Origin of the sequence: Clostridium sp. 19966 (assembly GCF_032335695.1) — a bacterium.
GTDB lineage: Bacteria > Bacillota > Clostridia > Clostridiales > Clostridiaceae > JACTOJ01.
On the sequence record NZ_JACTOJ010000011.1, the window covers coordinates 23,798 to 46,826 of the forward strand.

The following is a 23,029-nucleotide window of genomic DNA, read 5'->3' on the forward strand; positions in this document are numbered from 1 at the left end:
GCATTATACTAAAATTAGTCTTCTAGCTTCAACAGCCTATAAGTGAGTTTCGTTTCATTATGAAACTATTTTAGTTTTCTCCATAAAGTGCTGTGACCAATTTTTAACCTCTTTTCTACTCTTACTCCATTCATGCCTTCTTCAATGAATACTTGCTTTATTATGCGTCTCTCGATTTCTTTTAAACTGCCACTAATATCAATAGGTACTAGGGAAGAGCTCCTATAGTTATCCTGTTCTCTTTTTATAGCTGTTTTAATTTGATTTTCGGTGATATAGGAACCTTCACAGGTAAGTGTTAACTGGTTTATGACTCTCATAAATTGTCTTAAGTTTCCTGGCCAATCATATTCCAGCAGTAAGCTTACTCCGCCATCTTTTATTCCTACTATCTGGCTTGCACAGCGCACATTCAGTTTACCAAGATACATGCTGATTATATTTTGTATTTCATGTTTGTAATTTTTAAAAGGCATTAATTCTATTCTAACTTCATCTAAAATCGAGCGGAGAGATCTAATAAGTATTCCGCTGCTTTCACAGACTTCTATAGGAAATTCGCAGGAGGCTATTATTTTGATATTATTATCCTTATTTATTTTCTTTAACATATCTGTCAGCTTTTTTTGACTTTCCTTAGATAAATTTTCTATATCCTCTAAAAATAAAGTGCCGCCCTTATTTCCTAAATAATCTATTATAATATCGGTTAACAAAGCATAATTATAATCCTCAGGCATAGAATAGCAGTTTATGCATACAGTATTCTTTTTCTTTTGGGGACCGTAACAAAAACATAGATATGCCGCATCATTTTTACACATTCCATCTTCACCAGTTATAATAGTGGACAGGGAAGTAGCACTTAATTCAGATATCTGAGATAAAATTGTTTGTGGAAATACCGTGTCTAGCAAGCTTGGAGTAAATTCATCAGGAGTTAAAACTCTTATAAATTCATTTATATTAGCTTTTTGTGTTTCTGATTTTTCATAAGATGCATAATTATCAATATTTCTGACAGCATAGTGGTTACTGGAAATGGCGCAGCATAATCTTATGGCTTCTTCAATGGAGCTTCTTACAGCTTCTATTCCGCTAGTGAGCAGAAAGCTGCTGATTTTAAACTCGTGGGCTGTTTCATATACAATATTATCCCCAATAACAAGATCATAATTTTCTTCTTTAAGTTCTCCAATTATATCTCTTACTTCCGCATGCTGAAGATAGCATTTAGATTCTATGGAATATCCCATAAGTTCACTTAAATCTTTAAAAGATTTTTCGATGCTGGGGTAAGCCAAAAACATTTTTTTACCTTTAAAGCCTTGGCATAATTTTAAAATTCTAAGGATATCAAAGGCATTTATATAAATTTCTATTATGGGGATATTAGAAACAAGCCTGCAGGTCTCCACAGTGCCTCCTCTTGTTATGATAGCATCATAATTTTTATCTGCCTCTAATTCTTTTAGTAGTTTTGGACCTTTTTCATAATTTCCTATATATACGTCAATTTCTACATCTTCATATTCATCTGCTGCTGACAGCGTCAGCTCTTTTAAGCCTGGATAGGGTGCTATAAAAAGTATTTTTGTTTTCATAAATAAAATCTCCATACATATGTTTTGAAATATTAATACCATTATATCAAATGTGAAGAAAATATAAATTTTCTAGGTGTTGTTTGCATAAATATGAAGGTATGTTTTAATATGTTAATATAGACTTGTGGGGAGTGATAAATATGAAATTGAATATATTGCATACCAATGATATACATAGCAGCTTTGAAGCATTTTCAAAGCTGGTGAGCAAAATTGAGGAAATTAAAGATGAGAACACTATAATACTTGATGCTGGGGATTTTGCGGATTTTAAAAGGCTGGAGCTTCAGGGAACAGATGGACTAGCTGCTCTGGAGCTTTTAGAATATGCTGGCTATGATGCTATAGCTGTAGGGAATAATGAAACCTTTAATGGCATTGAAATCTTAAAAAACATGGCGGTTAACTCAAAGCTTCCTTTTTTAAGCAGCAATGCTTATGCTTTGGGCTTTAAGGATATTGAGGGTGTTAAAAAAAGCTTTATATTGAATAAAAATGGCATAAGGATTTTAATCATTGGACTATCTCCAGATTTAGGAGCTTTTAACGAACTGAATGGACTAGCTTTTAAAGACCATGTAGAGGCGGTTCAGCAAGAGGTTTATAAGAATAAAGGAAACTACGATTTAGGAATAGTTTTGTCCCATGTTGGCATGGATAAGGACAAGGAGATAGCAGAAAAGGTTGAAGGAATTGATGTAATAATCGGAGGGCATTTTCATATATTGATGGATAAACCAGAGATAGTGAATAATAAAATAATATTTACCTCAGGCAGCTATGGAGAAAATTTAGGGGTGCTTAAGCTTGAAATAGTAGCTGATAAAGTTGAGCTCATTGATGGAGAAAATATAAATATTAAGGATTATGAGCCTTCCAAGGGAATTGTGGATATATTGAAGAGAAATAAGGAAAAGGCCATAGATAAATTAGATGTACCTCTCTACGAAATTCAGAGAGATTTATGGCACGATGTGGTGGAAGAAAATCCTATGACAAACCTGCTGGCGGATGCTTTGAAAGATGTGCTTAAATGCGATATAGGTCTTGTGAACAGCGGAGTTATAAATGGAGGCATAAGGAAAGGGAAGGTTTCTCAAAAGAAACTTATAGAATTATGTCCCTCACCCTTAAATCCAACCAGCTTTGAAATTCAGGGAAAATATTTAAAGGAAGCCTTAGAAAATTCCTTGGACACTGATTATTGCTATGCAGATGGAAAAGGGCCAGGCTTTAGGGGAAAATATGCTGGAAGGCTGCATGTGTCTAATGCTGTTATTGAGCATGATGGAAGAAAAATAATAAATGTATTTATCAATGGAGAGAAGCTTAAAGAAGAGAAGTGGTATACTGTGGCAACTTCGGATTATCTTCAAAGGGGCACAGTATATGCTTCATTAAAAAACAATAGAAATGAAAGCTATAATGAAGAATATTTAAGAGATACCTTAAGAGAGTATATAGCTAGAAAGGATTTTGTAGACAATGCCTTTAAGGATAGATGGATTTTAAAATAGGGGTAAACCATAAATAAAAAATATGTACAGAGGTGAAAATTATGTCAAGAAGCTATGATTTATATCAGATTGATTCTTTTACAAAGGAAAAATTCAAGGGGAATCCAGCAGGAGTGATAACAAATGCAGAAGGATTAAGCGAGGAGGAGATGCAGAAAATAGCACGGGAGCTTAATAATTCTGAAACAGCCTTTATATTTCCTTCAAGCTGTGATGAGTACGATGTCCATATACGTTTTTTTACTCCCAAAAGTGAAGTGCCTGTTTGTGGACATGCTACCATTGCGGCCCATTATGTACGAGCTATTGAAAATAAACTTGATACTTCAAGAGTTTATCATAAGACGGGAGCAGGAATTCTGCCTGTAGATATAATTAAAGAAAAAGATGATTATAAAATTGTTATGACTCAGGGTAAAATTGAATTTGGAAATATACTAGAAGGCATAAACAAGGAAGAGCTGTTGGAAGCCTTAAATATAGAAGATGAAGCTTTGCTTGAAAATTATAAAATTCAAATCGTCTCAACAGGACATTCAAAGGTTATGATAGGAATAAAAAGTCTTGATGTTCTAAATAGCCTGCAGCCTGATTATACTGCACTTTCCAGACTAAGCGATAGAATAAAGTGTAATGGATATTATGTTTTTACAATAGATCCTGGAAATGAAATTTTAGTTCATGGCAGAATGTTTGCACCTGCCATAGGGATTAATGAGGACCCGGTTACTGGCAATGCAAATGGTCCTTTGGGTGCATATCTTGTTCACCATAAGCTAGTAAAATCTAGTGACTCTTTGTTTAAATTTATGGCAAAGCAGGGGGAGGCTATAGGAAGAGCCGGTGCCATAGAGGTAGAGGTAAATATTGAGGATAAAGAACCTAAGGAAGTTAAAATTTCAGGAAGTGCTGTGGTGATATTTAAAACTGAGCTGGTGCTAATTTAATCGGGCATTGAGTAAATTATTAAGCCCATAAGGAATAATGCGGCGCCTATCAGCTTACCTTTAGAGAAAATCCCCAAATAAAAGTAATCGATGAGAGCGCTAGTGAGCATTTGACCAATAAATCTTAGTATGACTATATACACCGCTGGAATTTTTGAAACTATTATATTAAATAAATAAGTTGTTAGCACTCCTATAAAGCCTCCAAGGAAATATGGCAGTGGAGTTGACTTTAAGGCAGAATAAGAAGGTATAGAATCAATCATTATTATGCATAGGAGGATGGAAGAAAGAAAAGCCATCAGATAATTTATGAAAACACTATTTATCATGCCTTCTCTTTCAGCCAGCCTTCCATTCAATATCATGTTTATAACTATAGTAATTCCGGTTAAAAATGATAAGCATATATACATTATTTTGCCTCCTCACATAATAATCATAAAAACTATACCAAGGGAAATTATTAATAAACCAAATATTTTTTGCTTTTTTAATTTATATCTTGGTCTCTCAAATAATCCAAAATGATCTATGAGGCTGGACATTATGAGCTGCCCGAACAGAGCTAGTCCAGCGGCTAAAGTAACTCCGATTTTAGGAATGGATATGTTATTTAAAAGTATTGTTATCACGCTCAATACTCCAGGAAGAAAAAATATAAAGGATAACTTTCTCATATTTGATAGCTTGTTTTTGGTTACAATAGATACAAATAGTATTAATAATAAGCCTATGAAATGATATATTAAAGTACTTATATAATAGCCGATTATGCTTGTAAGCATGCTGTTTAGAAAAATCATTACAGCAAGTATCATACCATTTACTAAAGTTAAGCCTGTATACATATTTTAAATAAACCTCCCTTTACAATCTTCTATAAATAATTTATTATATTTATAAAATTTAGAACATGACATGCGTCAGGTTAAGGAGAATTTATGAGGAGAATTGCCAATAAAGAGCTTCTGCAGGAATACATTGATAAGTTTAATTTGGAAGATATTTTTGATAAAGCCTTATTGGAGAGGGCGGAACTTCACTTTTATGAAAAAGAAGAGACCATACTAAAGGCAGAAGCTAAGCTGGAGAATTATTATCTGCTGGTAGACGGAAAAATTAAGGTTTCTTACCTATTTGAAAATGGTAAATCAATGCTGCTAAAGTTTTACAAGGATTTTAATACTATAGGGGATTTAGAGCTTCTCAAGGATCTTCCTATACGCTGCGATATTGATGCGGTAGACGATACTTATCTAATAGCTCTTTCTTCGGAAATAATAAGAAGAGAGTATTTAAATGACTCAAGGTTTCTTCGCCATTTGGTGGAAACTCTCAGTGATAAGCTTTACGCCACCATAAATAACAGTTCTTATAATTTCGTATATCCTTTAATTAATAGGCTTTCAAGTTATTTGGTGGAGCATTTAACAGAAGAAAACCATATAAATTTAAAAGCTTCTTTTTTAGAGATTGCTCAGTTTTTAGGTACCACCTATAGGCATCTCAATAGAACCTTAAAGGAGCTTGAGGCAAGGGGACTTATAAGGTGTGATAATAAAACCATATATATATTGAAGGAAGCTGAATTAAAGAAACTAGCTAAAAATATATACTTAAAACCACTATAAATATGAGTATGTTCTAGCTGCAAGAGGAATTGAAATATATGTTTAAGTTATTTACAACCACTGTCTAAATGAGAATAATGCTTTATGGACCAATCTTCAATTTCTTTAATGATTTTAGTAAGCTCTCTTCCCTTATCAGTAAGATAATACTCTACCTTAGGAGGTATTTCAGCATATACCTGCTTACTTATTAAATCTTCATTTTCTAATTCTTTCAGCTTTTCGTTTAATACTTTTTGACTTATTCCATTAGTTATTCGATGAAGCTCCAAAAACCTTTTAGGCTCATCATACAGATGGCATAATAAAACTGCCTTCCATTTGCCTCTAATAAAATCCATCGCAAAATCTAATAAACATACATATTTTTTACCATTATAATTTATCATTCAGGTACCTGCCTTTAATTTTTATAGGGACATATTAAAAATGCAATATATGCCCGCTAATTCATGATATCAAATTCTCACATGAAAATAAATATAAAAGATTAATGAAAAAATTTTATCTATTCAGGGCAGATATTACGGTAAATCTTACCTAAAAGTAAGTTATCTAACTAAAAAGTGCGTACTTGTAAATCAATTTATCCTTTCCTATAATAAGCACATAATAAAGATTTGCTATATGGAGGTATATATATGAAAGTAGTCGCTTTTAACGGAAGTCCTAGGAAGAACGGGAACACTTTTCATGCAATACAAATGGTTGCAGAGGAATTAGAGAAAGAAAACATAGAAGTGGAGATTGTTCATGTGGGTAATAAAGTGATACGCGGATGTCTAGCTTGCGGAGGCTGCAGCAGGAATATGAATGAAAGCTGTGTAATTAAAAATGATGAGGTGAACGAATGGATTCAAAAAATGAAGGAAGCCGATGGTATTATTTTGGGATCACCTGTACATTATTCAGCCATAGCAGGAACCATGAAGTCATTTTTAGATAGAGCCTTTCTTGTTACATCTGTAAATAATGGCATGCTTAGACATAAGGTAGGAGCTAGCGTTGTTGCAGTTAGAAGATCCGGCGGTGTTGCTGTATTTAATCAATTAAATAATTATATCAATTATTCGGAGATGTTAATGCCTTCGTCAAATTATTGGAATGTAATTCATGGTACAGAACCAGGGGAAGCATTGCAGGATGAAGAAGGAAAGCAAATTATGAGAGTGCTAGGAAAAAATATGGCGTGGTCCTTAAAGCTTGTTGCCGCTGGAAAAAATAATGTGGAAGAAGGCAAAATTGAAGATAAAATATTCACTAACTTTATAAGATAAAAGGGTAAATGCTATAAACATTAATTTTACTAATTTAAATCTTCACCTTATAATTAGAATGAAAAACTAATTAATGAGGAAGAAGTTGATTGAATGGGAGACAAGAAGATATTTACTAATGGGAAATTTGTTGCAATCATAGCAACAATATGTTGTTTATTATGGGGAAGTGCCTATCCTGCAGTAAAAAAAGGATATTTATTATTTAATATAGCATCAGGAGACATACCATCGAAATTATTATTCGCAGGTTACAGATTCTTTTTAGCAGGCATCATTTTACTTTTTATTTCAAAGCTTTCCGGAAAAAGTTTATTAAAATTTTCAAAAAAGGCATTTTCCCAATTACTTATTTTAGGGCTTCTTCAGACCACTCTGCAATATATATTTTTTTATATTGGACTAGCTAATACCACTGGAGTTAAGGGAGCTGTATTGAATTCCATGGTAACTTTTTTCAGCGTTATACTAGCACACTTTATATATGCTAATGACAAGCTGAATAAAAGGAAGTCTTTAGGCTGTATAATAGGTTTCATAGGAGTGGTAATAGTAAATTTCAGTTCCAATTTGCTGGATTTTTCTTTTACCTTAAATGGAGATGGGTTTGTGGTTATAGCCGCTTTTGTTTTTTCAGTAGCAGCTATCTACTGCAAGAGGCTTACTGTCAGCATGGATGTAATGGTAGTAACAGGCTACAGTCTTTTTATAGGAGGAGCTGTGCTTATATTACTGGGAGAAATTTATGGAGGAAGGGTATATAATTTTATTACACCTTCTTCTTTGATTTTGATATATTTAGCTATATTATCTTCAGCAGCATTTTCACTGTGGAATTTACTTTTAAAATATAATAAGGTAGGTTTGGTGTCCGTATATAATTTCCTTACGCCAATCTTTGGGGCAGTATTGTCAGCAATTTTTTTAGGGGAGAATATTTTAGAATTAAAGAATGTGGCAGCACTTATATTAGTGTGTGCAGGAATCTGGATGGTTAACTATACTGGAAGAAAATATGATGTATAAATTTTCATGCAATGCTGCGGATTAAAATGTAAATGGCCCTAGGCGTAAAGCTTAGGGCATCTTTTATGTAATTTATTTATTTTTGGCTTCACTTTTGAGTTTTATATAATAAGATGGAGTCATTTTAGTGATTTTTTTGAAAAGCTTACTGAAGTAATAGGGATCATCCACCCCTACCAAATAGCCTACTTCTGATACCTTTAAGGGAGTGGTGTCAAATAAATCCTTAGCACGATTTATGCGCAAGATATTTAGATAATTTAATATTGTATAGCCTGTCATTTTCTGAAAAACTCTGTTTAAATAATCATAATTTGCTTCAAAGGATTGTTCTATATCTTCGCTAGTGATTTTATTCTGATAATTAGAATTCAAGTAATGCTGAATGTTTCTGCATTTGACAAAGGCTTTGGAAAAGTGAGGCTGAGAATTTTCAATCTGCCCTGTGGTATAATCTCTGCTTATTTTAATTAGTATTTCTAAAAACTTTAAGGATACTATCCTTTTATAACCTTCATACTTTTGGTAATAATCACTGTCTGCATTTACCAGTAAAGAAATCAGTTCATTTTCATCTTTATAATGATAATATTTAGGAAAGTAAAATTCAGGCTCTGTATCAGAGGTCTCGCTAAGATATTCACTGTGAAGAGAATTCTTTCTTTTATCCATAAGCAGCTTTGATATTTCTTCAGAAGATCTGTTTGTTACTGATGTAATTTTAGGATGCTTAAAGTGAAAATAATAATAATGACATACTGCTTCTTTATAGCCATAATGCTCAATATTGGGCTCTAGCAGAAGAATATCTCCTTTAGTTAGATGATATTCTTTAATCCCTTCTTGTATATAAAGTTCACCGCTCTTAATAATATATAAAATATATTCATTAATAGTTCGATTAAAATGCCTCCAGGGCTTTGTATAATCTACATGACCAATAAGCCTTACAGAAGGTACAATATTGGTATCTATTGACAATAAATCCATACTTAAAACACCACCATTATTAAAAGTCGCTATTGTACAAAAAAAGTATAAATTCTACATTCAATAATATTTCATTACCTATTAAAATAAAAGCAAAGAGATGAAGATACTAAAGCAAATAGAAAAAAGTAATAAAAAAATAAGAAATATGTAAACCTTTATATAATTATCGTTATTAAACAAATATTTTAAATTAATTATACCATATAAATAAGTTCAATGAAATGCAAACGATTCCTTTGAAAGAAAACGTTTGATTATAGTGCTTGGTATTACCAAAAGCACTTTAATATAAAAAATAATTTATAGGGGGATAAGATATGAAAAATAAAAAAATTTTTACATTGATTCTATCAAGTCTTATGATTTCCACTTTATTAGCCGGATGTGGTAAAAGCGAATCCTCTCAAACTGGAGGGCAAAACAGCAATGTTTCAGATGAAACAAAACTGACTGGTCAAATTGAAATGTGGAGTACCTTTACAGATGCTGAAAATAAGGTGCTAAAAGAAAAGATAGTTCCTGCCTTTAATAAGAAATACCCAGATATCAAGGTTAAGATTACACCAATGCCAAGCGGAGATGATTATAAGAAGCAAATACTCCAAAGCGCTATGAGTGGAACTACTCCTGATTTAGCAAGAGTTGATATTGTAGATGTTGCTCAATACGCTGATCAAGACTATTTATCAACGGTGGATAATATGAAAGGCTTTGAAGATCTGAAGAAAGATTTATATGCGGGACCTATGAGTACTAATTTCTACAATGGACACTATTATGGGATACCTTTGGATACTAATACAAAAGTAGCTATATTTAATAAAGCAATGCTTGATAAAGCAGGCTTTAAGGAAGCACCTAAAACTATGGAGGAATTAGAGCAATATGCTTCGAAGGTAAAAGATGACAAGGTTATGGGGATAGGTATTGCTGGCATAGAATCTTGGTCATCGTTTCCATACTTTTTATCTCTTGGAGGAAAGTTTACAGACGATAAGAATACAAAGGCTACAGGATATTTAAATAGTCCAGAAAGTGTAAAAGCCCTTGAGAAAATGATTGAATGGAATGATAAAGGATATGTAGGAAAGTGCCTGCTTGGAGGAGAGGGCTCTTGGGAAGGCTATAATGCAGGACATTATGGAATGATTGATGATGGACCATGGTGGTATCCAGCAAATAAAGATCAAAAGCAGGTTAAGGACAATGTGATATTTGCTCCAATACCTAAGGGTGATGGAGGAAGCATATCATTAGTTGGAGGAGAGGACACTGTAATATTTAAAAATTCTAAAAATCAGGAACAAGCCTATGCTTTTGCCAAATTTCTAGCTTCCGATGATGCTCAAACCATATTTGCTACAGATCTTGGAATGATGCCTGTGAATACAAATACAGCAAAGAAACCGGTGGTTACTGACAATGAAATATTAAAAGTATATATGGAGCAGTTAAATTCCACTTGGGCAAGGACGCCAAGTCCTAAATGGGCAGATATATCTACTGCGGTAAAAGAAGATTTTGAAGCGGCCGTAAGAAAAAAGAAGACTGCTCAGGTCGCTTTAGATGATGCTGCAAAGAAAGTTGATGCGTTACTTAAATCAAGCAAATAATAGTTGTTTAGGAGTTGGGAATTTAAAGATTATTTGAATTCCCAACCACAAAAAGGAGAGTGAAGCAATTGGAAAGAAATACAGCAGCTCTTTCCCAGCATAAAAATAGAAAAATAAAGCTTAATAGGAAACAAAAAGAAGCATTGGAAGGATGGGCATTTATAGGAATTGGATTTTTACTTTTCTTAGTTTTTGTAGCATATCCTCTTTTGAAAAATGTAATGATGGCCTTCATGAATTATAGTGTTAATCCTAATAAGCCAAGCACTTTTGCAGGACTTGCAAATTTTAAAAAGGCCTTTTTTCCTGGAGGAACCTTAGATGAAAGCTCAAAATTTTATTTATCTCTCAGAAATACTTTGCTTGCAGTTATAGTTACAGTGCCAATTCAGTGGTTTTTAGGCATGATAATTGCCATAGCGATAGAGTCACTTTCAAAAGGAAAAATGATTTATAGATTTTTGCTTTATATTCCTGTTATCTCAGATTGGATAGTGGTAGCAATATTATTTAAATATATCTTTCAAGATACTCAGGGAGCGCTAGTGAATTCAATACTGCTTAATTTACATCTAATAAGTCAGCCAATTTCCTGGCTTCAAAATGAATGGACTGGAAATATTGTAATCTGGGCACTGTGCATATGGAAAGGCATAGGCTGGGTAATGATTATGTATACTGCAGCCATTCAGGATCTTCCTAAAGACATATATGAAGCAGCTGACGTAGACGGAGCCACCAAAAAACAGCAAATGTGGAAAATCACCTTGCCGCTTCTTGCATCAAGAACTTATTTTATAGCAATTAATTTGATAATAGGTGCCTTTAATATAATGCTTCAGGTAATGCTTATCACAGGAGGGGGACCTTTAGGAAAGACAGATGTTCTCTTAGATTACATGTACAATAAAGCATTTTCAAGCTTTGACTTTGGTTATGCTGCGGCTTTAAGTCTTATTATGTCGGTTATGCTAATATTTATTTCTACTCTGCAAAAGAGAATAACTAAGAATTCTGAAATTGAATTTTAAAGGAGGTGGGAACATGGTAAAAAAACGATTTATACAAATATTGATACATTTAATTCTTATAGTAATTGTTATATTTTCCCTGATGCCATTTTTAAATATGATAAGTACCTCTTTAATCCCTAATAGCTATGTGATGCCTTCAAAGCCCCAGATAATTCCCAAGCAGTTTTACCTTGGAAATTATATAACTGCTTGGGAAGGTGAAAATTTCTCAAGATACTTTTTAAATAGTGTTTTTGTAACTGTAACCAGCACAATACTTACTATATTTATATCCTCTTTGTCTGGATATGGCTTTGCCAGATTAAAGTTTCCAGGTAAAAAAACAATTTTTAATATCTATATATTTTCTCTTATGATGCCTGCTATTCTTGCTTTAATTTCACAGTTTACTATACTTCAGGGACTGCATTTAGTGGACACATACACAGGGCTGCTGCTGCTTTATATAAGCGGAGGAGTAGCAGGAAATACCTTCTTCTTAAAAGGCTTCTTTGAAACTATTCCAAAAGAATTGGAGGAATCCATAATTATAGATGGGGGAAATAAATGGACTATATATAGAAAAATAATAATACCTCTTTCAAAGCCTGCTTTGGCCACTATGGCTATAGGCTCCTTCTCAGGAACCTGGATGGAAGTATTTACAGCGCTTACGGTAATAAAAACTCAGTCTAAGCGGACTCTTCCTATTGCAGTAAAGCTGCTTCAAAACGGAAAAGCAACTCAATGGGGGGTCATCTTTGCAGCAGCCATATTAGTTTTGATACCTATAATTATAATATTTATTGTTTTTAATAAACAGTTTATAAAATCAGGTGGCAGCGAAGGGGCTGTAAAAGGCTAATCGCTAGGGGGGATTGAGTTGAAGAGAAAAGTTATTATAGCTTGTATCCTAATATTTTGTATTACAGCTGGATATGCAGTTTATAAAATAAAAAATTTTGATGTGGAGGCAAGTAACAAAGTTTGCAGCAGTGGAAAGCTTATAGGTGACGTTTATACGGATAAGGCTAGATACAGTCCAAAAGATAAAGTTAGGGTGACAGTAGAATTAAACAATAAGTTAAACAAAGCTTATAAAGGACATTTAGAAGTATATTTTAAGCATTTAAATAATGTTGTAGAAAAAAAAGATTTTCAGGTCACATTAGAAAGCAAGGAGAAAAAAGACCTAGCTTTTTCCTGGGATGCTCCACAGACTGATTATCAAGGATATTTGGTGGAAGTCTACGCCTCCCATGGGATCACTTTAGATGATAGTAAAAACACGGCTGTAGATATATCTTCCAATTGGGATAAGTTTCCCAGATATGGATATTTAGCTGAATATCCAGAGCAATCTAAAGAAAAGACTGAAAGCATAATTAATAACATAAATAAGTTTCATATAGACGGATTACAGTTTTATGATTGGCAGAATAAGCATCAAAAACCTTTGCCAGAAGAGGGCGGAAATATACCAAACTCTTGGAAGGATATAGCAAATAGAGATATATATTTTCAGACTATAAAAGATTATATTGAACTAGCTCACAAAAAGAATATAAAAGCCGCAAATTATAATCTTATTTATGGGGCTTATGAGGATTATGAGAAAGATGGTATAAAGCCTGAATGGGGAATATACAAGGATACCTTTCATTCAGAGCAGGATACGCATCCTCTTCCAGAAAGTTGGGCTTCTTCATTGAAGGTATTTAATCCAGATAACAAAGGTTGGCAAGCTTATATATATAATCAGGAGAAACAAGTAAATAAGGTATTAGGATTTGATATATTCCACATGGATACATTAGGTAATAGAGGAGAAACCTTTGATTATACTGGAAGCTATGTAAACTTACCTGATACTTATACAGAATTTGTAGACAATGCTAAAAAGGCTTTAGGTGTTGGAGTTGTATTTAACACTATAAATAGATACGGTTTAGAGCAGGTAGCTAAAAGCGATGTAGATTTCCTTTACTCTGAGCTATGGCCAAGTGATTATCCTAATTATTATTACTTAAAAGAAACAGTAGATAAGGGATATCAGCTTACTAATGGAAAGAAAAGCACAGTAATTGCTGCATATATGAACTATGGGTCAGCAGGAATTCCAGGTGAATTTAATGAGCATAGTGTCAGATTAACAGATGCGGCAATATTTGCTGCAGGTGGTGCTCATATAGAACTTGGGGATACAGGTATGCTTTGCAGAGAATATTTCCCTAATAAAAATTTAAGAATGTCTTCATCATTGGTAGCAGCAATGAGAAATTATTATGACTTTTTGGTGGCCTATGAAAATCTGCTGAGGGATGGATTAACTGACAGCAGTAATAAAGTAGAGTTAGATAATGTTGAAACAAGTGATAATGGTGCAGCAAATACTGTCTGGGCTTACGCAAAGGAGAAAAAGGGCTTTGAGGTTGTTCAGATGATAAATCTTTTAGGCATGAATAAAGAGGCATGGAGAGATGACGGAGCGAATTATGAGGCACCTACAATAAAAAAGGATTTGAAGCTTAATTACAAGATAAAAAATGGGAATATTAAAGGAATATATCTAGCATCTCCAGATCTTTATGGTGGTAAGTCGGTAAAGCTTAATTACAAAGCTAGGATCGGGAAGGATGGTACGAGTCTTCAAATAGAGATTCCAGAGCTTCAATATTGGGACATGTTATATATAGAAAAAGAATAAAATTCAGGAGGTAGGAGCATTGATTATTAAAGACATATATCCAGCTAAGGCTCAATTTAAAAAAGAAGAAAAAATACAAATAGTTGCAGAGCTTCTTGGAGAAGCTTATGAGAATATGCTACTAAGCTGCAAGGTTTATAAACTTCATGAAAAGATATTTTCTCAGGATAAACATATAGCTAGCTTAGATAATAAGGTTGTCTTTGAATTTGATATAAAGGATGAAGAAAAGATTTTATACGGATATGGCGTAGAAATTGAATTATATGATAAAAAAGAAAAGCTACAAGGACTAAGTACAGCCTTTGATATTTTACCATCTTGGAAGAATGCGCCAAGGTATGGCTTCCTTTCAGATTTTTCTCAAAAGGATTTAGAGGATGAAGAAGATTTGAAGGAGATGAATAAATATCATTTAAATGTGGTTCAGTATTATGACTGGATGTATAGACATCATGATTTAATACCTAAATCAGATATATTTATAGATCCTTTAAAAAGGGAACTTAGCCTATCCACCATTAAAGGTAAGATTAATTTAGCTCATAAATATGGCATGGAAGCTATTGCATATGGAGCAGTTTATGGTTCTGCTCCTGATTATTATAAAGAAAACAAAGAGCTTGGCATATATAAAAATAATGGAGAAGTATTCGGCTTTGGAGATTTTCTTTACATGATGGACATATCAAGAGAAAATAAATGGCATGATCATATTATAAATGAATTTTACAAGGTGATTAAGCTTGGTTTTGATGGAATCCATATGGATCAGTATGGCTATCCTAAAGAGGCTATAAGCAACGCAAATGGACAAAAGAGCGTTAGAAATTTAAGAGAGGACTTTCCACATCTAATTAACGATACCAGAAGCTATATAGAGGAAAAGGGAGAAAAGGTAAGTTTAATATTTAATGCTGTAAACAATTGGCCTGTGGAAACTGTGGCGAAGGCAGGGGAGGATGCAGTTTATATTGAAGTATGGCCTCCGAACGATACCTATCAAGATTTATACAATATTATAGCGAATGCAAAAAAATATGCTTGTGATAAGCAGGTTATATTAGCAGCTTATATGAAACCATTTTTAGAGGAACTTAATATTCCTGTAGAAAAGGCGGAAAATGCTACCTTGCTTACTATGGCAACAATATTTGCTAGCGGAGGTTTTCATCTGTTGTTAGGTGAAAATCAAGGTATGCTTTGTGACCCTTATTATCCTAAGTATAGAAAAATTCATAATGAAAATTTTATTAAAAAACTGAGAAGCTACTATGATTTCATAGTTAAATATGAGGAGCTTATTTATGATTTAAATATTATAGATACTACCATGGTTAATACCGGCGGAATAAATCAAGAATATGTAATAAAAGGGGCACAAGCTTCTCCAAAAGCAGAAAAGGATAGTATTTGGTCTTTAGTAAAAGAGAAACCTGGTTATAAGATTATAAATTTAGTCAACTTTAATGGAATTGAAGATATGAATTGGAACGAGCCTAAAGGAAGTATGCCTTGCAAGCTGCAGGAAATAGAAATCTCAGTATTAACCTGCCATAAAGTAAAGGGAATTTACTTGGCTTCTCCTGATATCAATCAAGGTAAGAGTTTGGAACTTAATTTTAAATATGAGGAAAGTGATCAAGGAAACAAAATTAAATTTGTGGTTCCAGAGCTGAATATTTGGAATTTAATTTATATAGTTTATTGAAAAGGAGATATTATGAATAGAGAGTGGTGGAAAGAGAGCGTAGTATATCAAATATATCCTAGGAGTTTTAAAGATTCAAATGGAGATGGCATAGGTGATTTAAAGGGTATAATAGAGAAGCTAGAATATATAAAGGAATTAGGGGCTGATGTATTGTGGCTCTGTCCTATTTATGAATCCCCAAATGATGACAATGGATATGATATAAGCGATTATAAAAATATAATGAATGAGTTTGGCAGTATGGAGGACTTTAATGAGCTCTTAGAAGAAATGCATAAGCGTGGATTAAAGCTTGTTATGGACTTAGTAGTTAATCATTCTTCAGATGAGCATAAATGGTTTATTGAAAGCAGGAAAGGTAAGGCTAATCCATTTAGAGACTATTATATATGGAGAAAGGGCAAGGAAGGAAATCCACCTAACAATTGGGGCTCTTTCTTTAGCGGTTCAGCATGGAAATATGATGAAATATCTGGTGAGTATTATCTTCATCTCTTTTCAAAAAAACAGCCAGATTTAAACTGGGAAAATGAAAAATTAAGAAATGAAATTTATGATATGATGACCTTCTGGTTTGAAAAAGGCATTGATGGCTTTCGAATGGATGTAATAAATCTTATATCAAAGGCTCCAGGTATGCCAAATGGAGAACAAAAGGAAGGAGAGCTTTACGGAAATGGCTTTCCTCTATTTGCTAATGGGCCAAGGGTTCATGAATATCTTCAGGAAATGAATAGAAAAGTGCTGTCTAAATACGATATTATGACAGTGGGAGAAGCACCTGGAGTTGATACTGATACAGCAAAATTGTATGTTAATGAAGATAGAAAAGAATTAAATATGCTATTCCAATTTGAGCTTATGGATATAGATTCAGGCAAGGATAAGTGGGATGTAAAGCCCTGGAGGCTAACAACCTTTAAAAATATAATGTACAAATGGTACGAAGCCTTAAAGGAAAAAGGATGGAACTCTCTATTCTTAAACAATCATGACCAGCCAAGAATGGTATCTAGATTTGGAAATGATAAAGAATATAGGGTAGAATCAGCTAAGATGCTGGCTACTTTTCTTCATACCTGGCAGGGAACACCTTACATTTATCAGGGGGAAGAAATAGGAATGACAAATGTAAGCTTTAAGCTATCTGAATATAAGGATATAGAAATCATTAATATGTTCAAGGAGAAAACCTATCAAGGTGTGAGTGAGGAAGAATTAATGAAAGCTATATATGCTAAGGGCAGGGATAATGCAAGAACTCCATTGCAGTGGGATTCTTCTGAAAATGCTGGCTTTACCACAGGAAAACCTTGGCTTAAACTAAATCCTAATTATAAAGAAATAAATGTGAAACAAGCCTTAGAGGATGAAAACTCCATTTTCTATTATTATCAGAAGCTGATTAGACTAAGAAAAGAAAATGATGTAATAATTTATGGAGATATAAATTTGATATATAAAGAAGATGAAAATATTTTTGCATATACTAGAAATTTTAATAATGAAAAATTATTAGTAGTATTGAATTTCTTTCAAGATAAGGCTCAGTTTATAATGCCTGAAACTATAATGTATAAAGAAGCTGAGCTTTTAATAAGTAATTATGCTGATGAAGATTATGATATAGATAATATTAGTTTAAGGCCTTATGAGGCTAGGGTATATAAGCTATACTAATATTAATATCTGTTTTTATTTTGGCTCTGACTTAAAGCAGAGCCAATTTTTTATATACAAAACAATTAAATTTAGACAAAAAGTCGGGTGAAAATTCCAAGATTGAGGTATCATATAATTATCTTAAGATGAAGGAGCACTCTTATGAATTACTATGAGCGAATACAAAAGTCCATAGATTATATGGAAGAAAATTTAGAACAAGAAATGACTCTGGATAGAGCTGCAAGAGAGGCTTTTATGTCTTTATCTAATTTTCATCGTATGTTTTTCACACTAGTAGGCTACTCGGCTAAAGAGTATATAAGAAACAGAAGAATAAGCACCGCAGCAGGGAGTATTAAAAAAGAAAAGACTAAAATCATCGATATTGCAGCTAAGTATGATTATGATAGTGCTGATGCTTTTTCTAGAACCTTCAAAAATATAACAGGGGTTCTACCAAGTAAATACAACAGCTCAAAAATAAATTTTACTTTTGAAAGAATCAATCTTATGGATAAGTATTTTCATAGTGAAGACAGAATATTAGCTGAAAGCTATCCTGATATTAAAGTGCTAAAAAATCTACCAACACAGAGAGTAGCTTATTATAGATATTTTGGGACAAGACCTGAGCAACATGCTTTTTCCGTTATGGGTGAGTGGATTAGAAAAAACAAAATAGACATATGTAAGGGAGAGTACAGAATATTCGGTTACAATTCACCAGAGGTTAGCCCAGACGCAAAAGAATATGGCTATGAGTTATGCCTTACCATTCCCAAACACATGGAGGTAGAGGATGAAAAAATTAAGACAAAAACTCTTATGGGTGGCATGTATGCAGTGACAGGCATTGAAAGAGGGCAAAACCTTGGGGAAAACATAATTAAAGGCTGGCAAAGATTTAATAGCTGGTTGGAGGGCAGTAAATATGTCTATGGCGGATATCAATGGCTGGAAGAGCATTTAAGCTTTGATGAAAAAGGGGAACATATTGGAGGCGTGGATTTGTACATGCCTATAAAGGAAAGGTGATATTATGGAGAAAACAGCTAGTGAAATACAAAAGGAAAGAACTAAGGAGCTAGAGGAAAAAGCTAATGCTTTGCTAAAAAAGTGCGAAGTTTTGACGCTTGCCTCCATAAATGAAAAAGGGTATCCTAGAATATGCGCCATATCAAAAGTAAAGGATAATGGATTTTTAGAAATCTACTTTATGACTTCGAAAAGATCTCATCTAAACGGAAAGGCAACTCATTTTCAAAATAATTCAAAGGCCAGTGTTTGCTATCATCTTGGTGGAGACAGCGTAACTCTTATAGGTGATGTAGAGATTGTTCAGGATATGGAAGAAAAAATGAAATTTGATGAATTCTGTGACAGGAGATTTTTTAAAAAAGGGGTTCAGGATCCTAAATGTTACATATTAAAATTTGGCACTAAGGAAGCTACCTTCTGGATTGAAGGGAAATTTAGGACCTGCAAATACAAGGCTTAATTTTTTAGGAGAGTATTATGATTGCTGAAAGCAAAAGAATAGAAAGTAAAAATCTAAGTTGGATTCTTCGCTGTCCGACAATAGAGGATGCTGAGGAACTATCAAAATTAAGAGTTAAAATTGATGGGGAAACAGAGAATCTTGATAGGGAAGCAGGAGAGGGCTTACTCACAGCGGAGGATTTTCAAAAACTCATATATGAGGATTCTGTTGCAGAAAAAAATTTGTTTTTGGCAGCAGAGGCAGAGGGAAAATTAGTTGGTTTTACCCGATGTCAGGGAAATAATCTAAGCAGATTTAGGCATAAAGCTGAATTTGGTATATGCATACTAAAAGAATATTGGGGATATGGCATGGGAAAGATGATGCTGGAAAATATGTTAAGCTTTGCAGATAAGGCTGGAATAGAAAAAATGTCACTTTATGTAGTAGAAACCAATACAAAAGCAATTCAGCTATACAAAAAATACGGCTTTGCGGAAGAAGGTTTATTGATAAAAGATCGTCTTCACAAAGATGGCAATTATTATAATACAGTTATAATGGGAAGGATAGCCGATGCTATTAAATAGGACTTACTGTTAAAAGTAAGTCCTATTTTTATTAATCATCTAAAGATTTTATATATTTATCTAATTTGAAATAGCAGCAGCCTAAAAAGCCTAGTAGAGCTATAACTATATATATCAAGGCGTTTCCAGAGCCTGCATCATTTCCAACAATATAAGAAAAGAATTTTTGAAAATGAGAAGGCTTTGCCATAAAGGGCTTTAAAAGCTTGTCAGTTAGAATGCCGCCCAATATATATCCCACAGGGATTGAAAAGTATTGAAGAGTGTTTCTAGCTGCGAATACTCTTCCCTGCATTTCAATAGGGACCTTAGTTCTCATTAGATATTCAACATTAGCCATTAAAAAAGGAACAGAACAATTACCCAGCAGCACTGCAGCACTCCAAACATAATAATTACGACCGATTCCCAGCATGCTGTTGCAAATCAGGAAAGAGAACAGCATAGAATTTATGATAACAGGAACTCTCTTCTTAGGCTCTTTTAGAACAGTAACTAAAAGACTTCCAATTATTCCGGACAATCCTATCATGCTACTCACTATTCCCAGCTGAAATTTATTATTTCCACTTCTAGATAAAATCATAGGAGTGAAATTGCAGTTGTAGATGGCCGCTATTAAATTTACAAAGGACATATAGATTATAAGGTGAAAAATATCCTTTCGATTTACAATATAGTGAATACCTTTTTTGCAATTGGAAGAAAAGGTCTCTGATTTACTATTTTCATAAGCCTTATCACCAGGAATGTGTACAAAAAATAGAAGAACACTAAATGCAAATAAAAAACTGCACAAATCAATACTTACTATAGCCTTTAGACCTATCAGGGCATAAAGGGAAGCGGAAAGAACAGGTGCAAAGGTGGTGGTACATGTAGAGACCAAGGAACGCAAACCGCTTATTTTTGTATAATATTTTTTAGGTACTATCAAGGATATCATTACGCTGGAAGCTGGGTCCTGAAAAGCGTCTACTATTCCTAAAGTAAAATTAATCACATATAAATAAACAATGCTCAGTCTATTTGAAGTTATGAGCAGTAAAGTAAGCAGCGAAAAAATTGTTGCAACTGCATTGGCTGCTAATACAATTTTTTTCTTCTTCCATCTGTCAATAAAGCTGCCAGCAAAAAAGCTAAGCAGTGTAGATGGAAGCAGGGTACAAACCGTTAAGGATGAGGTAGATAGCACAGACCCGCTGAGTTCGTATGCCCACAGGATTAGTCCGAAGCTAGTCATTTTACTGCCAAATTGAGAAATAAATTCTCCTAACTGTAGTATATAAAAATTGTTTAATTCTTTATTAAATTTTAAAGGTTTCATTTTAACTCTACTCCTATTAAGCTGTTGATTTTTATTTCCTTAGGAAGCAAAGTCAAAATTCATAGATTATCACTCCATGCAATCTCTATTAATGATGACTTTGCATGGAGTCAATGCAATGCATAATATCACAAAAATCACCTCGGATTAATAATAAACTTTTATATAGGCTAATTATAACATTGTTTATATAAACTTCCTAATCATACCTGAAGTAAAATATAATTTTTGTAATTGACAAGCATCTAAAGAAGATATATATTTAAATTAAAGAAATGAATGACGTGTCATTCAATGCTTGAGGAGAAATTTAAATGCCTTATAAAAAATCAGACAAAACAGAATTAAAAAAAGATGAGAAGCGAAAATTGATATTTAAAACCGCGGCTAAGGTATTTGCTGAAAAAGGATACCATCAGACTTCAGTTAAAGATATAACGGACAGAGCAGAAGTTTCAGTAGGAACCTTTTATCTATACTTTAGGAATAAAGAAGACTTATTTGAAAAATTATATGATGAGATGGAACAGATAATAAATAACATAAAAAATTACGCTATGCAAAAGAAAGTAAATAATGCAGCAGAACGGTTTGCTAATGTAATAGCTGCATCAGTATGGACCTATGAGACTTTTAGGGAACTTTCAAAGATAATGCTTATTGAAGCTGTTGGATTAAATCCTCGTTTTGAAAAAAAGTATGCAGATATTATGGTAAAGTCCTGTGCAGGAATGGAAGCAACATTAAAGGATTTGAAAGACAAGGGTATAATAGATGTTCCAGATACCAAAGTGGCGGCTATAGGCTGTGAGGGTGCTTTTAATCATGCGATTATCTATTGGCTGAGAACAGAAGAAAAAGCTGACTTAAAGCTATATACCTATCCTATGGTGGTATTTTCCCTGCAGGCTTTAAAAATAAACTTTTCTCAAGGAATTATTAAAGCAAGTATCGATGAAATCTTTCAGGACTTAGACAAAAGAAAAAATGAATTTATATAAAATTGATTGGGAGGAAGTAAGCTGGTAGGGTTTTGCCTTTATTTGCTGAAGATATAGTATGATAGAATTAAATAAACTTAAACTAATTGCCAAGGGAGGGCAAGCTGACATATATGAATTAGATAAGGGCAGAGTAATAAGGGTTCTACGTAATAGACATGAGGAAGAACAGCTTAAGACAGAAATGTCAGTTATGAATTCTTTAAGAGAGAAAGGTAAAGCTGTGCCTGAGGTTTACGAATATTTAAAAATTGATGAAAGACCTGCTCTCATAATGGAAAAACTTAATGGGATAAGCATGCTGGAGGCAATAACAAAGAAACCGCTTTATATCCTAAAACAGGCTGAAAAGCTAGCAAAACTTCATATGGAGACGTCAGATTCTGCAGAAGGCTTGGAACTAATTTCTATAAACGCTAGGGCAGCTTATCTTATAAAGAATTCATCATTATTTAGTGAGGATATTAAAAAATTTATACTAGATATTCTAGAAAAAATGCCTGAGGAAAATGATATTTGTCATGGAGATTTTCATCCTGGAAATATAATAATAATGGGAGATAAATATTATGTTATTGATTGGTTCGGAGCCACCAAAGGTAAAAAGCTTTCTGATATAGCTCACACTTATATAATTCTTAGAAATACTCCTGAGATTCCTGGAATAAGTAATCTTCAACGGTTTATCATAGCTTCTTCCGTAGGCATGATTTCTAAAAGATATTTATCAACCTGCTATAAGCTAGAAGCTTTTGATTATGGTGAACTTTCAAGATGGATGGTTATTAGAGCCGCAGAAAGAGTTGTATATGGGGAGAAATTTGAAAAATATGCTCTTATTAAATTTATAGAAAGATGTATGAAGGCTAAAGCAAAGGAAATTAATGAGGAGGCTTGGTGGAAGCTTCTATAGCCTAT

The 23,029-nt window shown here is 33.3% G+C and carries 22 protein-coding genes; 16 read left to right on the forward strand and 6 right to left on the reverse strand.

Annotation, left to right across the window (positions count from 1 at the left end):
- Positions 1-65: 65 nt before the first annotated feature.
- The gene (locus IAI10_RS12625; protein ID WP_315673635.1) at positions 66-1,604 is read right to left on the reverse strand and encodes a PrpR N-terminal domain-containing protein; all 1,539 of its coding nucleotides are present in this window, start codon (positions 1,602-1,604) and stop codon (positions 66-68) included.
- A gap of 143 nt (positions 1,605-1,747) precedes the next feature.
- On the opposite strand from IAI10_RS12625, the gene IAI10_RS12630 reads away from it, so the two are divergent.
- The gene (locus tag IAI10_RS12630) at positions 1,748-3,124 is read left to right on the forward strand and encodes a bifunctional UDP-sugar hydrolase/5'-nucleotidase (RefSeq protein WP_315673636.1); all 1,377 of its coding nucleotides are present in this window, start codon (positions 1,748-1,750) and stop codon (positions 3,122-3,124) included.
- 41 nt (positions 3,125-3,165) lie between these two features.
- Complete coding sequence (locus IAI10_RS12635) at positions 3,166-4,071, forward strand: PhzF family isomerase (RefSeq protein ID WP_315673637.1); 906 nt, start codon at positions 3,166-3,168, stop codon at positions 4,069-4,071.
- Here IAI10_RS12635 and IAI10_RS12640 read toward each other — a convergent pair.
- Positions 4,068-4,487: a DMT family transporter gene (locus IAI10_RS12640; protein WP_315673638.1), complete on the reverse strand. Its 420-nt coding sequence runs from the start codon at positions 4,485-4,487 to the stop codon at positions 4,068-4,070. The two genes, IAI10_RS12635 and IAI10_RS12640, sit on opposite strands and share 4 nt — an antisense overlap.
- A gap of 12 nt (positions 4,488-4,499) precedes the next feature.
- Positions 4,500-4,922 (reverse strand): DMT family transporter, encoded by a 423-nt coding sequence (locus tag IAI10_RS12645; protein WP_315673639.1) that lies wholly within the window; start codon positions 4,920-4,922, stop codon positions 4,500-4,502.
- A gap of 93 nt (positions 4,923-5,015) precedes the next feature.
- Between IAI10_RS12645 and IAI10_RS12650 the strand changes: the two genes are divergently transcribed.
- Positions 5,016-5,705: a helix-turn-helix domain-containing protein gene (locus IAI10_RS12650; RefSeq protein WP_315673640.1), complete on the forward strand. Its 690-nt coding sequence runs from the start codon at positions 5,016-5,018 to the stop codon at positions 5,703-5,705.
- A 47-nt stretch (positions 5,706-5,752) separates the two neighbouring features.
- Here IAI10_RS12650 and IAI10_RS12655 read toward each other — a convergent pair whose 3' ends face one another.
- A complete protein-coding gene (locus IAI10_RS12655; protein ID WP_315673641.1) occupies positions 5,753-6,094 on the reverse strand; it encodes a helix-turn-helix domain-containing protein in 342 nt (113 codons plus the stop codon).
- A gap of 252 nt (positions 6,095-6,346) precedes the next feature.
- Between IAI10_RS12655 and IAI10_RS12660 the strand changes: the two genes are divergently transcribed.
- Both IAI10_RS12660 and IAI10_RS12665 read left to right on the forward strand, forming a co-directional pair.
- Positions 6,347-6,982 carry a flavodoxin family protein gene (locus tag IAI10_RS12660; RefSeq protein WP_315673642.1) on the forward strand — a complete coding sequence of 212 codons (636 nt, stop codon included), beginning with the start codon at positions 6,347-6,349 and terminating at the stop codon, positions 6,980-6,982.
- Between the two features lie 93 nt (positions 6,983-7,075).
- Positions 7,076-8,008, forward strand: coding sequence for a DMT family transporter (locus tag IAI10_RS12665; protein ID WP_315673643.1), 933 nt, complete (start codon positions 7,076-7,078; stop codon positions 8,006-8,008).
- A gap of 72 nt (positions 8,009-8,080) precedes the next feature.
- Here the strand turns inward: IAI10_RS12665 and IAI10_RS12670 are convergent, their stop codons facing one another.
- Positions 8,081-8,998, reverse strand: a complete 918-nt coding sequence (locus IAI10_RS12670) for an AraC family transcriptional regulator (protein WP_315673644.1) — start codon at positions 8,996-8,998, stop codon at positions 8,081-8,083.
- Positions 8,999-9,318: 320 nt separating this feature from the next.
- Between IAI10_RS12670 and IAI10_RS12675 the strand changes: the two genes are divergently transcribed.
- The 9 genes from IAI10_RS12675 (at position 9,319) to IAI10_RS12715 (ending at position 19,783) form a co-directional block, all read left to right on the forward strand.
- Positions 9,319-10,614, forward strand: a complete 1,296-nt coding sequence (locus IAI10_RS12675) for an extracellular solute-binding protein (protein WP_315673645.1) — start codon at positions 9,319-9,321, stop codon at positions 10,612-10,614.
- A gap of 59 nt (positions 10,615-10,673) precedes the next feature.
- On the forward strand, positions 10,674-11,645 hold the full coding sequence (locus IAI10_RS12680) for a carbohydrate ABC transporter permease (RefSeq protein WP_396334379.1): 972 nt from the start codon (positions 10,674-10,676) through the stop codon (positions 11,643-11,645).
- Positions 11,646-11,658: 13 nt separating this feature from the next.
- Complete coding sequence (locus tag IAI10_RS12685) at positions 11,659-12,492, forward strand: carbohydrate ABC transporter permease (protein WP_315673647.1); 834 nt, start codon at positions 11,659-11,661, stop codon at positions 12,490-12,492.
- An 18-nt stretch (positions 12,493-12,510) separates the two neighbouring features.
- Positions 12,511-14,334 (forward strand): glycoside hydrolase family 66 protein, encoded by a 1,824-nt coding sequence (locus tag IAI10_RS12690; protein WP_315673648.1) that lies wholly within the window; start codon positions 12,511-12,513, stop codon positions 14,332-14,334.
- 19 nt (positions 14,335-14,353) lie between these two features.
- A complete protein-coding gene (locus tag IAI10_RS12695; protein ID WP_315673649.1) occupies positions 14,354-16,045 on the forward strand; it encodes a glycoside hydrolase family 66 protein in 1,692 nt (563 codons plus the stop codon).
- 12 nt (positions 16,046-16,057) lie between these two features.
- A complete protein-coding gene (locus IAI10_RS12700) occupies positions 16,058-17,728 on the forward strand; it encodes an alpha-glucosidase (protein ID WP_315673650.1) in 1,671 nt (556 codons plus the stop codon).
- A 144-nt stretch (positions 17,729-17,872) separates the two neighbouring features.
- Positions 17,873-18,748, forward strand: a complete 876-nt coding sequence (locus IAI10_RS12705) for a helix-turn-helix domain-containing protein (RefSeq protein WP_315673651.1) — start codon at positions 17,873-17,875, stop codon at positions 18,746-18,748.
- 4 nt (positions 18,749-18,752) lie between these two features.
- Positions 18,753-19,211: a pyridoxamine 5'-phosphate oxidase family protein gene (locus IAI10_RS12710; RefSeq protein ID WP_315673652.1), complete on the forward strand. Its 459-nt coding sequence runs from the start codon at positions 18,753-18,755 to the stop codon at positions 19,209-19,211.
- Positions 19,212-19,228: 17 nt separating this feature from the next.
- On the forward strand, positions 19,229-19,783 hold the full coding sequence (locus tag IAI10_RS12715; RefSeq protein WP_315673653.1) for a GNAT family protein: 555 nt from the start codon (positions 19,229-19,231) through the stop codon (positions 19,781-19,783).
- Between the two features lie 31 nt (positions 19,784-19,814).
- Here IAI10_RS12715 and IAI10_RS12720 read toward each other — a convergent pair whose 3' ends face one another.
- Positions 19,815-21,110, reverse strand: coding sequence for an MFS transporter (locus IAI10_RS12720; protein WP_315673654.1), 1,296 nt, complete (start codon positions 21,108-21,110; stop codon positions 19,815-19,817).
- A 314-nt stretch (positions 21,111-21,424) separates the two neighbouring features.
- On the opposite strand from IAI10_RS12720, the gene IAI10_RS12725 reads away from it, so the two are divergent.
- Entirely contained in the window at positions 21,425-22,111 is a 687-nt protein-coding gene (locus IAI10_RS12725; protein WP_315673655.1) for a TetR/AcrR family transcriptional regulator, read from the forward strand.
- 58 nt (positions 22,112-22,169) lie between these two features.
- Positions 22,170-23,024, forward strand: a complete 855-nt coding sequence (locus IAI10_RS12730) for a phosphotransferase (RefSeq protein WP_315673656.1) — start codon at positions 22,170-22,172, stop codon at positions 23,022-23,024.
- Positions 23,025-23,029: the final 5 nt, after the last annotated feature.

Bases quoted from the DNA above. Each gene is read 5' to 3' on its own strand.
- IAI10_RS12700 (WP_315673650.1), top strand. From the start codon at position 16,058: ATGAATAGAGAGTGGTGGAAAGAGAGCGTAGTATATCAAATATATCCT.
- IAI10_RS12625 (WP_315673635.1), bottom strand. From the start codon at position 1,604: ATGAAAACAAAAATACTTTTTATAGCACCCTATCCAGGCTTAAAAGAG.
- IAI10_RS12670 (WP_315673644.1), bottom strand. From the start codon at position 8,998: ATGGATTTATTGTCAATAGATACCAATATTGTACCTTCTGTAAGGCTT.
- IAI10_RS12725 (WP_315673655.1), top strand. From the start codon at position 21,425: ATGCCTTATAAAAAATCAGACAAAACAGAATTAAAAAAAGATGAGAAG.
- IAI10_RS12715 (WP_315673653.1), top strand. From the start codon at position 19,229: ATGATTGCTGAAAGCAAAAGAATAGAAAGTAAAAATCTAAGTTGGATT.
- IAI10_RS12645 (WP_315673639.1), bottom strand. From the start codon at position 4,922: ATGTATACAGGCTTAACTTTAGTAAATGGTATGATACTTGCTGTAATG.
- IAI10_RS12665 (WP_315673643.1), top strand. From the start codon at position 7,076: ATGGGAGACAAGAAGATATTTACTAATGGGAAATTTGTTGCAATCATA.
- IAI10_RS12660 (WP_315673642.1), top strand. From the start codon at position 6,347: ATGAAAGTAGTCGCTTTTAACGGAAGTCCTAGGAAGAACGGGAACACT.
- IAI10_RS12705 (WP_315673651.1), top strand. From the start codon at position 17,873: ATGAATTACTATGAGCGAATACAAAAGTCCATAGATTATATGGAAGAA.
- IAI10_RS12720 (WP_315673654.1), bottom strand. From the start codon at position 21,110: ATGAAACCTTTAAAATTTAATAAAGAATTAAACAATTTTTATATACTA.
- IAI10_RS12675 (WP_315673645.1), top strand. From the start codon at position 9,319: ATGAAAAATAAAAAAATTTTTACATTGATTCTATCAAGTCTTATGATT.
- IAI10_RS12630 (WP_315673636.1), top strand. From the start codon at position 1,748: ATGAAATTGAATATATTGCATACCAATGATATACATAGCAGCTTTGAA.
- IAI10_RS12710 (WP_315673652.1), top strand. From the start codon at position 18,753: ATGGAGAAAACAGCTAGTGAAATACAAAAGGAAAGAACTAAGGAGCTA.
- IAI10_RS12730 (WP_315673656.1), top strand. From the start codon at position 22,170: ATGATAGAATTAAATAAACTTAAACTAATTGCCAAGGGAGGGCAAGCT.
- IAI10_RS12685 (WP_315673647.1), top strand. From the start codon at position 11,659: ATGGTAAAAAAACGATTTATACAAATATTGATACATTTAATTCTTATA.
- IAI10_RS12635 (WP_315673637.1), top strand. From the start codon at position 3,166: ATGTCAAGAAGCTATGATTTATATCAGATTGATTCTTTTACAAAGGAA.
- IAI10_RS12655 (WP_315673641.1), bottom strand. From the start codon at position 6,094: ATGATAAATTATAATGGTAAAAAATATGTATGTTTATTAGATTTTGCG.
- IAI10_RS12650 (WP_315673640.1), top strand. From the start codon at position 5,016: ATGAGGAGAATTGCCAATAAAGAGCTTCTGCAGGAATACATTGATAAG.
- IAI10_RS12640 (WP_315673638.1), bottom strand. From the start codon at position 4,487: ATGTATATATGCTTATCATTTTTAACCGGAATTACTATAGTTATAAAC.